Annotated in this window: 11 protein-coding genes; 8 read left to right on the top strand and 3 right to left on the bottom strand. The window is 70.8% G+C overall.

Annotated elements, in window-relative coordinates:
- Nucleotides 1-10: 10 nt before the first annotated feature.
- On the top strand, nucleotides 11-640 hold the full coding sequence (locus tag FHP06_RS00475; protein ID WP_147682750.1) for a GNAT family N-acetyltransferase: 630 nt from the start codon (nucleotides 11-13) through the stop codon (nucleotides 638-640).
- Here FHP06_RS00475 and FHP06_RS00470 read toward each other — a convergent pair.
- Nucleotides 637-1,263 (bottom strand): TetR family transcriptional regulator, encoded by a 627-nt coding sequence (locus tag FHP06_RS00470; protein WP_187271725.1) that lies wholly within the window; start codon nucleotides 1,261-1,263, stop codon nucleotides 637-639. The two genes, FHP06_RS00475 and FHP06_RS00470, sit on opposite strands and share 4 nt — an antisense overlap.
- Nucleotides 1,264-1,400: 137 nt before the next feature.
- Between FHP06_RS00470 and FHP06_RS00465 the strand changes: the two genes are divergently transcribed.
- From FHP06_RS00465 to FHP06_RS00440, 6 genes are all read left to right on the top strand, one after another.
- Nucleotides 1,401-2,486: a ferredoxin reductase gene (locus tag FHP06_RS00465; RefSeq protein WP_147682746.1), complete on the top strand. Its 1,086-nt coding sequence runs from the start codon at nucleotides 1,401-1,403 to the stop codon at nucleotides 2,484-2,486.
- Nucleotides 2,487-2,502: 16 nt separating this feature from the next.
- A complete protein-coding gene (locus tag FHP06_RS00460) occupies nucleotides 2,503-3,789 on the top strand; it encodes a fatty acid desaturase family protein (protein WP_147682744.1) in 1,287 nt (428 codons plus the stop codon).
- Between the two features lie 70 nt (nucleotides 3,790-3,859).
- The gene (locus FHP06_RS00455; protein ID WP_147682743.1) at nucleotides 3,860-5,122 is read left to right on the top strand and encodes an NAD(P)/FAD-dependent oxidoreductase; all 1,263 of its coding nucleotides are present in this window, start codon (nucleotides 3,860-3,862) and stop codon (nucleotides 5,120-5,122) included.
- On the top strand, nucleotides 5,119-5,880 hold the full coding sequence (locus tag FHP06_RS00450; RefSeq protein ID WP_230973355.1) for a DUF1365 domain-containing protein: 762 nt from the start codon (nucleotides 5,119-5,121) through the stop codon (nucleotides 5,878-5,880). Before FHP06_RS00455 ends, FHP06_RS00450 begins: the two co-directional genes overlap by 4 nt.
- The gene (locus FHP06_RS00445; RefSeq protein WP_147682739.1) at nucleotides 5,877-7,100 is read left to right on the top strand and encodes an SAM-dependent methyltransferase; all 1,224 of its coding nucleotides are present in this window, start codon (nucleotides 5,877-5,879) and stop codon (nucleotides 7,098-7,100) included. The genes FHP06_RS00450 and FHP06_RS00445 overlap by 4 nt, the downstream gene beginning before the upstream one ends.
- 66 nt (nucleotides 7,101-7,166) lie before the next feature.
- A complete protein-coding gene (locus FHP06_RS00440) occupies nucleotides 7,167-7,445 on the top strand; it encodes a WhiB family transcriptional regulator (protein WP_147682737.1) in 279 nt (92 codons plus the stop codon).
- Nucleotides 7,446-7,448: 3 nt separating this feature from the next.
- Here the strand turns inward: FHP06_RS00440 and FHP06_RS00435 are convergent, their stop codons facing one another.
- Together FHP06_RS00435 and glnA are read right to left on the bottom strand one after the other, a co-directional pair.
- Complete coding sequence (locus FHP06_RS00435) at nucleotides 7,449-10,364, bottom strand: bifunctional [glutamine synthetase] adenylyltransferase/[glutamine synthetase]-adenylyl-L-tyrosine phosphorylase (protein WP_147682735.1); 2,916 nt, start codon at nucleotides 10,362-10,364, stop codon at nucleotides 7,449-7,451.
- Between the two features lie 18 nt (nucleotides 10,365-10,382).
- Nucleotides 10,383-11,720: a type I glutamate--ammonia ligase gene (gene glnA, locus FHP06_RS00430; RefSeq protein ID WP_147682733.1), complete on the bottom strand. Its 1,338-nt coding sequence runs from the start codon at nucleotides 11,718-11,720 to the stop codon at nucleotides 10,383-10,385.
- An 80-nt stretch (nucleotides 11,721-11,800) separates the two neighbouring features.
- Here glnA and FHP06_RS00425 point away from each other — a divergent pair, with 80 nt between their 5' ends.
- Complete coding sequence (locus FHP06_RS00425; protein WP_147682731.1) at nucleotides 11,801-13,552, top strand: NAD+ synthase; 1,752 nt, start codon at nucleotides 11,801-11,803, stop codon at nucleotides 13,550-13,552.
- Nucleotides 13,553-13,618: the final 66 nt, after the last annotated feature.

The following is a 13,618-nucleotide window of genomic DNA, read 5'->3' as shown; positions in this document are numbered from 1 at the left end:
GGATCGTTCCATGACCGACGACCGGGAGACGGCAATTCGGTGGGTTCGCGGTTGGGCCCACGTCCGCGACCTCACGGTCGAGACGGTCGACGGCTGGCCCCTCGTGCACGTCGACAGCGCGTCCCGCGACACCGAGATCGTCTGCGTCGACCCCGGGCGGAGTGCCTTCGCCACGCTCGCCGAGCACGTTGCCGGCGACGCCCGAGCCATGCTCACCGTCCTGGCCGACGACCTCGACCCCTACCGCGACGTCGCCTCAGGGCTGCGCGTCGACCGGGACGACGAGACGTTCATGACCGCGCCCCTGACCCCGTCGGAGTCCTCGCTCCTCGGCGGAGGCTCACCGCGGTGGCTGGTCGACGGCTCGCGCGCCACGTACTGCGTCGACGTCGACGGCCGGCTGGCCGCGGAGGGGTCGGTCGGCGTCCTCGGCACGGACGCGGTCTTCGACCGGATCGAGACGTCACCGGACCACCGCCGGCGCGGGCTCGGCCGCCACGTGATGGCGACGCTCACGTCCTGGGCGATGAGCGAAGGAGCCACCGCAGGCCTGCTCGTCGCCTCGGTCGAGGGCGCTGCGCTCTACCGCTCGCTCGGCTGGGACGCACAGTCCTCGGTGCTCTCGCTGATGGGTGCTTAGCTCCGCCACTTCTCGAAGCCGAGGACGATCATCCGCATCTCACGACGCGCCTTGCGCTTGATCTCCTCCTCGAGATCAGGCCGGCCGTCGGGCGTGGCCACGACCTGCTCGGCCCGGTAGACCATGTTCCGCACGAACAGGCCCGCGACCATCGTGACGTCGTCGCTGCTCCAGCTCTGCAGCTCGGGCACCCGAGCGAGGAAGACGGCCAGCTCGCTGATGAACAGCTCGAGCTCGTGCTGGATCGCGTCGCGCACCGGGGCCGGGCCGCCGAGGCGCTCGCGGGCGACGAAGGCGAAGTGCTCGCGGTTCTGCTTCACCGCGGCGACGAGGACGTCGGCCGACGCGTCGATGAGGTTGTCGACGACCTCGGGGTCGCGCTGGGCGTCGCGGATCATCCGGCGCAGCGTCATGAACGACTGCTCGACGAGCGCCAGCCCGACCTCCTCCATGGAGTCGAAGTGCCGGTAGAAAGCCGTAGGCACCACGCCGGCGGCGCGCGTGACCTGGCGCAGGCTGAGCTGCGAGAGGCCCGCGTCGTGGCTCAGCTGCAGCGCAGCCGCCAGGATCGCCTCCCGCGTGCGCTCCTTCTGCGCCTGGCGCAACGGCACTGGTTCGGACACCCCACCAGTGTAAACGTCACGCTCGGTGAACACCTGTGTGCTTCGTGGGCCCGATCACGCGGCGCGCCGGTTGCACACCGGCTCGACGCATGCCACTATTTGAGTGCACACGCGTTCACTGACTTCGAAGGGTTGCCATGGGTGTCATCCGCCGCATGCTGGCCTCCAAGGCCGTCGGCTCCCTCACCTCACCGCACTCCATCGACCACTATCTCGAGCACGTGCACCCCATGCTCACCGTCTCGGAGGTCCGCGCCCGCGTCGTGCGGGTGATTCGCGAGACCGGCGACGCCAGCACCGTCGTGCTCCGCCCCAACGGCGCCTGGCGCGGGTTCGTCCCCGGCCAGCACGTCCAGTTCGGGGTCGAGGTCGAGGGCAAGCGCCGCGTCCGCGTCTTCTCCGTCTCCAGCTCGCAGGCGAACCGCGACGGCACGTTCAGCGTGTCCGTGAAGGCCCACCCGGACGGCTACGTCTCGCAGTTCCTCCACACCGGGCTCGCGCCGCGGACGATCGTCCACCTCTCGCAGGCCGAGGGCGAGTTCGTCCTCCCCGACGTCGTGCCCGACCCGCTGCTCCTGCTGAGCGGCGGCTCCGGCATCACCCCGGTCATGTCGATGATCCGCACCCTGCGCGACCGCCAGCACCGCGGCGACGTCACGTTCCTGCACTACGCCCGCTCGCGCGACGACGAGATGTTCACCGCCGAGCTCGACGCCCTCGCCGACGCCGGCGTGCGCGTCGTCCGCGTCTACACCCGGCAGCCCGCTCCGGGCGCCGAGCTGGCCGGCCGGTTCCACGTCGACCACCTCAAGCACCTGGGCATCGATGCCGCCGACACGCTCACCTACGTGTGCGGCCCGGCCGGCCTCATCGCGTCGGTGCGCGACACCTACGCCGAGCTCGGCGCCGCCGAGCAGCTGCGAGCCGAGTACTTCAAGGTGCCGTCCGTCGACCTCGACGCGGCCGACGCCACCGGCACCCTGACCTTCGACACCACCGGCACCGAGGCCGAGAACTCCGGCGCCACCATCCTCGAGCAGGCCGAGGCGGCGGGGCTCTCCCCCGCGTACGGCTGCCGGATGGGCGTCTGCAACACCTGCGCGGTCAAGAAGCTGCACGGCGCCGTGAGGCACGTCGTCAGCGGCGAGGTCTGCGCTTCCACCGACGAGACGATCAAGGTCTGCGTCAACGTGCCCGTGGGCGACGTTGCCGTGGCGCTCTGACCCGAGGGAGATCCACATGTCACGCAAGAAGACCTACGCACCGGTCGCCTACGACGCCAGCGGGCACGACGCCGGACCGCAGCCACTCGAGGGCGAGGCGGGCCAGCGCTCCACGATCGGCACCGACGTCCTGACGTACGAGCAGCTCGACGAGCTCGGCCGCGAGCTCGACGCCATCCGCCAGCGGGTGCTCGACGACCTCGGCCAGGCCGACGCCGACTACATCCGTCGCGTGATCAAGGTGCAGCGGGCCTTCGAGGTGCTCGGCCGCGTCGGCATCTTCATGCCGTTCTTCTGGCCGGCGTTCCTCGCCGGCGTCGCCTTCCTCGCGCTGGCCAAGATCCTCGAGAACATGGAGATCGGCCACAACGTCATGCACGGCCAGTACGACTGGATGAACGATCCCGCGCTCGACGGCGTGACGTACGAGTGGGACATCGTCGCGCCGGCCCAGGACTGGAAGCACAGCCACAACCACGTCCACCACACGTACACGAACATCCACGGCATGGACCGCGACATCGGCTACGACCTGCTGCGCATCGACGACGGCCAGAAGTGGTACCCGAACCACCGGTTCAACCTGCCGCTCGCCTTCGTCCTGATGCTGATCTTCGAGTGGGGCGTGATGTCCCACGGTGTCGAGTACGGCGACTACCGCGCCGGACGCATCTCCAAGGAGGAGTTCGAGGGCCAGAAGCAGCGCGCCTGGCGCAAGATCCGCCGCCAGGTGGTCAAGGACTTCGTCGCCTACCCGGCGCTCGCGCTGCCCCTGATCCCGTTCGTCGGCTGGTGGGCCCCGCTCGCCGTCATGGGCGGCAACCTGGTCGCCAACGTCATCCGGAACATCTGGTCGTTCCTGATCATCTTCTGCGGCCACTTCCCTGCCGACGTCCAGTCGTTCGAGGAGGAGGCGGCCAAGGGCGAGAACCGCGGCCAGTGGTACCTGCGCCAGATGCTCGGCTCGGCCAACATCTCCGGCTCGAAGCTCTTCCACGTGATGAGCGGCAACCTGAGCCACCAGGTCGAGCACCACCTCTTCCCGGACATCCCCGCCCGCCGCTATCCGCACATCGCCCCCGAGGTGCGGGAGATCGCCCAGCGGTACGGCCTGCAGTACAACAGCGGGCGTTTCGGCAAGCAGCTACTCAGCGTCGCCCGTCAGCTGGCCGTCTACGGACGCAAGCCCGACGACCCGTACATGGTCGGCAACAGCCCGGAGTCGAAGGCCCTGCGACGCGCCAAGCGCGAGGAGGAAGCACGGCGGCGCGAGGCCGAGAAGGCTGCAACAATGGCGGCGTAGCACGCCCCTGCAGCACTCCCCGACAAGGAGGGCGACCCATCCGGACGACCTCTGGCAGCGAACTCCTCACATGAGCGAGCCGGGAGAACGCACCGTTGCCGTCGTCGGGTCAGGCGTCTCAGGACTCACGGCCGCCTACCTGCTGTCACGCCACCACCGGGTGACGCTGTTCGAGGCCGACGACCGCTTCGGCGGCCACGCCCACACCCACCAGGTGGGCGAGCACGCCGTCGACAGCGGCTTCATCGTCCACAACGACCGCACGTACCCCCTGCTGCGCCGCCTGTTCGCCGAGCTCGACGTCGACGTCCAGCCCACCGAGATGAGCATGAGCATCCACTGCGACGGGTGCGGGCTGGAGTACGCCGGCGGCCGTGGCGCGAAGGGCATCTTCGCCCAGCGACGCCGCCTCGGCGACCCGCGCTTCCTGCGGCTGCTCACGTCGGTCAAGCGGTACCAGCGGCTCGCGCTCGCCCTGCTCGAGTCCGAGGAGTCCGACGACGAGCCGCTGACCTACGGCGACTTCCTGCGCTTCCACGAGTTCTCCGACCACTTCGTCGCTCACTACGCGGTCCCCGTGGTGTCGTGCGTCTGGTCGTCCGGCCAGGAGACGGCGCTCGCCTACCCGGCGCGCTACCTGTTCGAGTTCCTGAAGCACCACGGCTTCCTGTCGCTGTCGGGCTCGCCGCAGTGGTTCACCGTGAGCGGCGGCTCCCAGGCCTACGTCCGCAAGGTCACCGACGCGATCGGCGACGTGCGCTCGTCCACGCCGATCCGCGCGGTCTCCCGCAAGCCCGACGGGGTCCACCTCCTGGACGCGCACGGAACGGTCCACGAGGCGGACGCCGTCGTCATCGCGACGCACGCCGACGAGGCGCTCGCCCTGCTCACCGACGCGACCGACGACGAGCGCCGCGTGCTCGGCGCGTTCGGCTACTCGAACAACGAGACCGTGCTGCACCGCGACCCGAGCCTGCTGCCGACCGCGGTCCAGGCCCGGTCCGCGTGGAACTACCGGATGGACACCTGCGAGAGCCGGCTCGACACCATCGCCGTCACGTACTGGATGAACAAGCTGCAGGACTTCCAGAGCGACGACCCGTTCGTCGTCACCCTCAACTCCACCGATCGCATCGACCCCGACGCGGTGGTCGCCACCATGCAGTACACGCACCCGATCTACACCCGCGAGTCGCTCGCGGCCCAGCGTGACCTGCCGTCGCTCTCCGGCGACCGCACGGTCTTCGCCGGCGCGTACCACGGCTGGGGATTCCACGAGGACGGCTGCCGCTCCGGCGTCGACGCCGCGGCCGCCTTGGGAGTCACCTGGTGAGCACCGTCGCGCTGCCCCAGCTCCCGGCACTCGTGCCCGGCGAGGTCGGCCACACCCGGCGGACGCCGCTGCGGCACCGGTTCACCACCAGCGTGTACCTGTGGCTCGTCGACCTGGACCGCCTGCCGAACGAGACCGGCCCGCGGCTCCCCCGCTGGCTGCGCCCGTTCTCGACGTTCCGCGCCGCGGACCACATCGGCGACCCGAGCCAGTCGATCAAGGCGAACCTCGAGCGGTTCTGCGCCGCCGAGGGCGTCGACGTGTCTGACCACCGCATCCTCATGCTCGCCAACTCGCGCGTGCTCGGGTACACGTTCGACCCGCTCAGCGTGTTCTGGGCGATCGCGCCCGACGGCACGGTCACGTGCGTCGTCGCCGAGGTGCACAACACCTACGGCGAGCGGCACGCCTACCTGCTGCGCACCGACGACGCCGGCCGGTCCCGCACCGACAAGGCGTTCTACGTCTCTCCGTTCTTCTCCGTCGACGGCACCTACGACCTGCAGTTCCGCCTCGCCGACGACGTCGTCTCGTCCACGGTCGTCCTGCGGCAGGGCGGCAACGCCGTCTTCTCCGCGACGTTCCGCGGCACGCCCCAGCCGCTGACCGCGCGACGCCTCGCCCGGCTCGTGCTCACCAAGCCGTTCATCACCCAGCGCACCAGCCTGCTGATCCGCCTCCACGGGATCTGGCTCTGGCTGCGGCGCCTGCCGGTCGTCCCCCGACCGGCCCACCGACCCCAGGAGGGAACCCAGTGAGCGACACCATCCAGGCGGCCCGCTGGCCGGGCCTCGCCCGCACGCCGCGCACCCCGCTCAAGGCACGGATCGCGAAGAGCATCGTCAAGGGCGCGGTCCGGGGCCTTCCGGTGCGCCTGACGTTCCCCGACGGCACCGTGTGGGGCGCCGGCGGGCCGGACTCCCCCGAGATGGCCGTCCGCCGGCCGCAGGCGTTCTTCGCCCGGCTCGGTGCGGACACCAAGATCGGCTTCGGCGAGGCGTACATGGCCGGCGACTGGACCACCGGTGACGGCACCGACCTCGCCGACCTCCTCACCCCGTTCGCCGCGCGGCTCACCACTCTCGTCCCACCGTCGCTGCAGAAGCTCCGCGGCCTCGTCGACGTCCGGCTGCCACACCACGAGCGGAACTCGATCGAGGGCTCCCGCTCCAACATCGAGCGCCACTACGACCTGTCGAACGAGCTGTTCGCCGAGTTCCTCGACCCGTCCATGACCTACTCGTCGGCGTGGTTCGAGGAGGGTGACGACCTCCAGGCCGCCCAGGAGCGCAAGATCGACGGGATTCTCGACCAGGCCGGCGTCACCGAGGGCACGCGAATGCTGGAGATCGGCAGCGGCTGGGGCGCGCTCGCCATCCGCGCTGCACGTCGCGGGGCGAAGGTCACCACGATCACGATCTCCCAGGAGCAGGCAGCGCTGGCGCGGGAGCGCTTCGCCGAGGCCGGCGTCGACGTCGACCTCCAGCTCGTCGACTACCGGGAGGTCGGCGGCGAGTACGACGCGATCGTCAGCGTCGAGATGATCGAGGCGGTCGGCGAGGAGTACTGGCCGGTGTACTTCGCCACGATCGACCGGCTGCTCGCGCCCGGCGGCGCGGTCTCGATCCAGGCGATCACGATGGCCGACCACCGGTACCGCACCACCCGGAACTCCTACGGCTGGATCCAGAAGTACATCTTCCCGGGCGGGCTGATCCCCTCGGAGGAGGCGATCGACCGCACGCTCGCCGAGCACACCCGCCTCGCGGTCACCGACCGTCGTCCGCTCGGCCGGCACTACGCCCGGACGCTGCGCGAGTGGCGCGAGGCGTTCGACGCGCACTGGCCGGCCGTCAACGCCCAGGGCTTCGACGAGACGTTCCGGCGCATGTGGGACTTCTACCTGGCCTACTGCGAGGCCGGGTTCGGCGTCGGCTACCTCGACGTCGTCCAGCTGCAGATGAGACGACCTGGTTGACGGAGCAATCCATCCGATGCCGGGCTCCGAATCACGGACGACACCCGACGTCGGAGGAGGACTTGCATGGCCAGCATCACCCGGCTCCCCCAACCGCTCCAGGAGTCGTACGAGTGGCAGTTCCTCGGTGCCTGCCGCGACGAGAACCCGGAGACGTTCTTCTCGCCCGAGGCCGAGCGCGGCCCGCGCCGCCGGGCCCGCGAGGCCGCGGCCAAGGCGCTGTGCGACCGGTGCCCCGTCGTCGAGCAGTGCCTGCGGCACGCCCTCGACGTCCGTGAGCCCTACGGCGTCTGGGGCGGCCTGAACGCCACCGAGCGCGGCCACCTCCTCCGCGACGCCGGCTAGCGCCTAGGCCCAGAAGACGCGCTCGACGACCTGGCGGGCGTGGCGGGTGGCCCGGCGGTAGTCGTCGACCATCCGCTCGCTCTCGTCCATGCCGTAGCCGAGCAGGTGAGCGACGCCGGCTCGGTCGGCGGCGTGCTCGACCATCGACTCGGCCGGCTTGCCTCGCAACAGGACGACCGCGTTGCGGATGCGGCTCACCAAGGTCCACGCCGTCTCCAGCGTCTCGGCGTCGTCGGCCGAGATCAGGTCAGCCTCGACGGCGGCGTGCAGTGCGTCCAGGGTGCCGGTGGTGCGCAGGCCCGGGACGGCGTGCGCGTGCTGCATCTGCAGCAGCTGCACGGTCCACTCGACGTCGGCCAGACCGCCGCGGCCGAGCTTGAGGTGCGTGGCGGGGTTGGCTCCGCGGGGCAGCCGCTCGGAGTCGACGCGGGCCTTGATGCGCCGGATCTCGCGGATCTCCGCCTCGCTCACGCCGTCCGCCGGCCAGCGCAGCGGGTCGATCATGGCGGTGAACCGGTCGCAGAGCTCCAGGTCGCCCACCGCCGGTCGCGCACGGAGCAGCGCCTGTGCCTCCCACACGGCAGACCACTTCGCGTAGTACGCCTCGTACGCGGCGATCGAGCGCACCAGCGGACCGTTACGGCCGTCGGGTCGGAGGTCGGCGTCGACCTCAAGGGGCGGGTCGTCGGCCGGTGCCGCGAGCATGGTGCGCAGCCCGGACGCGACGGCGAGCGCCGCCTCCGACGCCTCCTTGTCGTCGGCGCCGGGCAGCGGGTCGTGCACGAACATCACGTCGGCGTCCGAGCCGTAGCCGGACTCCCGGCCGCCGAGCCGCCCCATGAGGACGATGGCCATGCGGGTGGGCAGCTCGCCGCGCTCCGCCTCCACGGCCGACGTCGACGCGAGCAGCGCACTGGCCAGCGTGGCGTCGGTGATGTCGGCGAGGGCGTGGCCGACGGTCCGGACGTCGAGGCGGCCGAGCACGTCGGCGATGCCGATGCGGGACAGCTCACGGCGGCGCACCCGGCGCACGGCCTTGATCGCGGCGTCCGGCTGCTTGTGCCGCCGGGCGGCGACCTCCATCTCCGACCGCAGGCGGTCGGGCTCGCGCGGCACGAGCTCGGCGTCGTCGCCCAGCAGGGCCACCGAGTCCGGGGCGCGCAGGATCAGGTCCGTGACGTAGCGGCTCGACCCGAGCACCTGGGCCAGCTGCTCGGCTCCCTCGCCCTCGTCGCGCAGCTTGCGCAGGTACCAGTGGGTCTCGCCGAGCCCCTCGGAGATCTTGCGGAACGCCAGCAGACCCGCGTCCGGGTCCGGCGCCTGCGCGAACCACTCGAGCATCGCCGGCAGCAACGACTTCTGGATGGCCGCACGACGCGAGACGCCGGTGGTGAGTGCCTGGATGTGCGCGAGGGCTCCGGTCGGGTCGGCGAAGCCGAGCGCGTTCAGCCGCAGGACCGCGTCCTCGGTCGTGAGCCGCAGCCCCTCGGTCGGGATCGACGCGACCGCCTCGAGCAGCGGGCGGTAGAAGAGCTTCTCGTGCAGCCGACGGACGACCCGCCGGTGCGCCTGCCACTCGCTCTCCAGGCTCTCCGCCGGCTTCTGCCGGAACCCCATGCTGCGGCCGATGCGGCGCAGGTCCTCCTCGTCCTCGGGGACGACGTGGGTCCGGCGCAGCTTGAACAGCTGGATCCGGTGCTCCAGCGTGCGGAGGAACTCGTAGGCCTCCTCCATCGCGGCGCCGTCGCGGCGGCCGACGTAGCCGCCGTCGGTCAGCGACTGGAGGGCGACCAGGGTCGTGGGGCTGCGCAGCCGCTCGTCGGCGCGGCCGTGGACGAGCTGCAGGAGCTGGACCGCGAACTCGACGTCGCGCAACCCGCCCGCGCCCAGCTTGAGCTCGCGGTCGCGCCGGCCCGCCGGGATGTTGTCGAGGACCCGCCGCCGCATGGCGCGCACGTCGGTGACGAAGTTGTCGCGCTCGCCCACCGACCAGACCATCGGCGCGACGGCGTCGAGGTACTGCCGGCCGAGCTCCTCGTCGCCGGCGGCGAAGCGCGCCTTGAGCAGGGCCTGGAACTCCCACGTGCTCGCCCACTTCTCGTAGTAGGCGACGTGACTGGCGAGCGAGCGGACGAGCGGTCCGTCCCGCCCCTCCGGCCGCAGGTTCGCGTCGACCTCCCAGATCACGCCCTCGCCGGTGTGCTCGCCGCACAGCCGCATCGTGGCCGACGCCAGCCGCGTGGCCGCCTGGGTCGCGGTGTGCTCGTCGGCCCCGTCACAGGGCTCGTGCACGAACACGACGTCGACGTCGCTGAGATAGTTCAGCTCGCGGCCGCCGGTCTTGCCGAGCGCGATGATCGCCAGCCGGCACGCGTCGGCGTCGGGCTCATCGGCTCGCGCGATCCTCAGTGCGGCGCCCAGCGTGGCGAGGGCGAGGTCGGCGAGCTCGGCGGACGACTCCTCGAACGACGTCAGGGCCGTGAGGTCGCGCGCCGCGACGTGCACGAGCTTGCGCCGATAGGCGACACGCAGCTCGTCGGCGGTGGTGGCGGTCTCCATCTGCCGGCGCAGGTCCTCGAGCGGCAGGGCGGTGCGGGAGAGCTGGTCGGCGGCGAGGTCGTCGACGACGTCCGGGTGCCGGGCCAGGAAGCTGCCGAGCGCCTCACTGGTGCCGAGCAGGACCAGCAGCCGCTGGCGCAGCTCCTCGTCGCGACCGAGCGTCGTGAGCAGCCGCTCGACGCCCCACGCCTCTCCGATCGCCGCCAGGGACCCGAGGGCGACGTCCGGGTCGGCCGCGCCCGCGACCTGCTCGACGAGATCGTCGGAGATGCCCGCGAGCGTCCGCAGGTGGCTCGCGGCGGCCTCGCCGTTCCGGAAACCGCGACGGGCGAGCGTCAGGTCAGGGTTCTCCGGGGCCACTGCTCGAGACTAGGCCACCTAGAGAACCGGCATGAGCCGGTCGATCTCGAACTGCGTCACCTGCGACCGGTAGCCGTTCCACTCGGCGCGCTTGTTGCGCAGGAAGAAGTCGAAGACGTGCTCGCCGAGCGTCTCCGCCACGAGCTCGCTGTTCTCCATCTCGCGGATCGCCTCGTCGAGGTTGCGCGGCAGCGGGGCGATGCCCATGGCCTTGCGCTCGTTCTCGCTCAGGCCCCAGACGTTGTCCTCGGCCTCCGGCGGCAGCTCGTACTTGTGCTCGATGCCCTTCAGCCCGGCGGCGAGCACCAGCGCGAACGCGAGGTACGGGTTGCAGGCGGAGTCGATGGCGCGGTGCTCGACGCGGGCCGACTGACCCTTCTGCGGCTTGTACATCGGCACCCGGACGAGCGCGGAGCGGTTGTTGTGGCCCCAGCACACGTAGTTCGGGGCCTCTCCCCCGCCGGCCAGGCGCTTGTAGCTGTTGACCCACTGGTTGGTGACCGCGGTGATCTCCGGGGTGTGCTGCAGGACGCCGGCGATGAACGCGCGGCCGGTCTGCGAGAGCTGGTACTCGGCGCCAGCCTCGTAGAAGGCGTTCTCGTCGCCCTCGAACAGCGAGACGTGGGTGTGCATGCCGGAGCCGGGGTGCTCGGTGAACGGCTTGGGCATGAACGAGGCCCACTTGCCCTGGCTCAGCGCCACCTCCCGCACGACGGTGCGGAACGTCATGATGTTGTCGGCCGTGGAGAGCGCGTCGGCGTAGCGGAGGTCGATCTCCTGCTGGCCCGGGCCGCCCTCGTGGTGGCTGAACTCGACCGAGATGCCCATGTTCTCGAGCATCGTGATGACCTCGCGGCGGAAGTCCTGACCGCCGCCCTGGGCGGTGTGGTCGAAGTAGCCGCTGTCGTCGTTCGGGACCGGCCGTCCGCCGACGTCGGGCTTGCCCTTGAACAGGTAGAACTCGATCTCCGGGTGCGTGTAGAACGTGAAGCCCGCGTCGGCGGCGCGCTGCAGGGCGCGCTTCAGCACGTGCCGCGGGTCGGCGAACGACGGCGCACCGTCGGGCATGAGGATGTCGCAGAACATACGCGCCGTGGCCGGCGTCTCGCCCCGCCACGGCAGGATCTGGAACGTCGACGGATCGGGCTTGGCCAGCATGTCGGCCTCGTGCACGCGGGCGAAGCCCTCGATGGCCGACCCGTCGAACCCGATGCCCTCGCTGAACGCGCCCTCCAGCTCGGCCGGGGCGATCGCGACGGACTTCAGCGACCCCAGCACGTCGGTGAACCACAGGCGGACGAATCGCACGTCGCGCTCCTCGAGCGCGCGAAGGACGAAGGCTTCCTGCTTACCCATGCGCTCAGTCTCGCACGCAGCGTGTTTCGTTCATGTTTCCTGACGAGGCCACCTCGCCGGCCCGCCACTAGGCTCGAGTCGTGCCTCAGCTCCGACTCGCCCTCGCCCAGGTCAACGCCCGAGTGGGCGATCTCGAGCACAACGCCGACCTCGTCGTCGACCAGTGCAAGCAGGCCGCCGAGCAGGGCGCCCACCTGATCGTCTTCCCCGAGATGGTGCTCACCGGCTACCCCTTGGAAGACCTCGCCTTCCGCTCCTCGATCATCAAGGCGTCGAAGGCCGCGGCCGCGGACCTGGCGAAGCGTCTGGCGGACGAGGGCTGCGGCGACCTGGTGGCCGTGGTCGGGTTCCTGGACGACGCGGAGGACGTCAAGGAGGCCGTCGGGATCCCGAAGAACGCGCCGCAGAACGCCGTCGCGGTGATGCACGGCGGCGAGATCGTCGCGAAGCAGGCCAAGCACCACCTCTGGAACTACGGAGTTGGCGACGAGATCCGCACGTTCGTCCCCGGCGACACGATCAACATCGTCCAGGTGCGCGGCATCGACGTCGCGCTCGCGATCTGCGAGGACCTCTGGCGCGACGGCCCGTCCGCCGCCGCGAAGGCCGCCGACGCGGCCCTGCTCGTGGTGCCCAACGGCTCGCCGTACGAGGCCGACAAGGACGACGTCCGTCTCGACCTGTGCGTCCGGCGCGCCCGGAAAGGCGAGTGCGCGCTGGCCTACGTGAACCTCGTCGGCGGCCAGGACGAGCTGGTCTTCGACGGCGACTCGATCGTCGTCGGCGCCGACGGCACGCTGCTCGGCCGCACCGAGCAGTTCGAACCCGAGCTGCTGGTCGTCGACCTCGACCTTCCGGCGGCCACCCCGGCCATGCCCGACGAGGACGAGCGGTTCGGCGGCCTGAAGATCAAGCGCACGATCGTCACCGACGAGCCGGCGGAGTCGTACGAGCCCCGTCCGGTCGAGATCCGCGAGCGCATGGACCGGAACCGCGAGATCTACACCGCGATCGTCGTGGGCTTGCGCGACTACGTCGAGAAGAACGGCTTCCGCAGCGTGCTGTTCGGCGCGTCCGGCGGCATCGACTCCACCCTGGTCGGGGCCATCGCCGTCGACGCGCTCGGCCCGGACCGCGTCTTCGGCGTCTCCAACCCGAGCTCGTGGTCCACCGAGCACTCCAAGACCGACGCCGCCGAGCTGGCCGAGCGGACCGGCTTCTCCCTCGACACCGTCCCCATCGCGCCGATCTTCGACGCCTACCAGGAGGCGCTGCACCTCGAGGACGTCGCCGAGGAGAACCTGCAGGCCCGCATCCGGGCCGTCATCTGGATGGGCCTGTCGAACAAGGACGGCCACCTCGTGCTCGCCTGCGGCAACAAGTCCGAGCTCGCCACCGGCTACTCCACCATCTACGGCGACGCCGTCGGCGGCTACGCCCCCATCAAGGACGTGCCGAAGACGCTGGTCTGGGAGCTCTCGCGCTGGCGCAACGCCTGGGCCGAGGAGCACGGCGAGACCCCGCCGATCCCGGAGAACGCCATCAGCAAGCCGCCGTCGGCCGAGCTCCGTCCCGGTCAGGTCGACTCGGACTCCTTGCCGCCGTACGACCTGCTCGACGCCATCCTCGACGCCTACGTGGAGCGCGACCTCGGCTCCGCCGACGTGATCGCCGAGGGCTTCGACCCGGAGGTCGTGCAGCAGGTGATCACCCTCGTCGACCGCGCCGAGTACAAGCGCCGGCAGTACCCGCCGGGTCCCAAGGTGTCCCGCCGGAACTTCGGCCGCGACCGCCGGGTGCCGATCACCAACCTCTGGCGCGAGCACCTGTAATCCTCCTCACTGCGCAACTGCGTCCGGTCTGTCACGCTTGAGGTGTCCGTGGACCCCGAACGGGGC

Origin of the sequence: Aeromicrobium terrae (assembly GCF_008039565.1) — a bacterium.
GTDB classification, from domain to species: domain Bacteria; phylum Actinomycetota; class Actinomycetes; order Propionibacteriales; family Nocardioidaceae; genus Aeromicrobium; species Aeromicrobium terrae.
Note: the sequence above shows the minus strand (reverse complement) of the source record. Positions and strands in the feature narration are given on the sequence as shown.

What these genes read in the sequence shown, in the direction of transcription:
- FHP06_RS00475 (WP_147682750.1), top strand. Translation starts at nt 11, where the DNA reads ATGACCGACGACCGGGAGACGGCAATTCGGTGGGTTCGCGGTTGGGCC.
- FHP06_RS00465 (WP_147682746.1), top strand. Translation starts at nt 1,401, where the DNA reads ATGGGTGTCATCCGCCGCATGCTGGCCTCCAAGGCCGTCGGCTCCCTC.
- FHP06_RS00455 (WP_147682743.1), top strand. Translation starts at nt 3,860, where the DNA reads ATGAGCGAGCCGGGAGAACGCACCGTTGCCGTCGTCGGGTCAGGCGTC.
- FHP06_RS00440 (WP_147682737.1), top strand. Translation starts at nt 7,167, where the DNA reads ATGGCCAGCATCACCCGGCTCCCCCAACCGCTCCAGGAGTCGTACGAG.
- glnA (WP_147682733.1), bottom strand. Translation starts at nt 11,720, where the DNA reads ATGGGTAAGCAGGAAGCCTTCGTCCTTCGCGCGCTCGAGGAGCGCGAC.
- FHP06_RS00460 (WP_147682744.1), top strand. Translation starts at nt 2,503, where the DNA reads ATGTCACGCAAGAAGACCTACGCACCGGTCGCCTACGACGCCAGCGGG.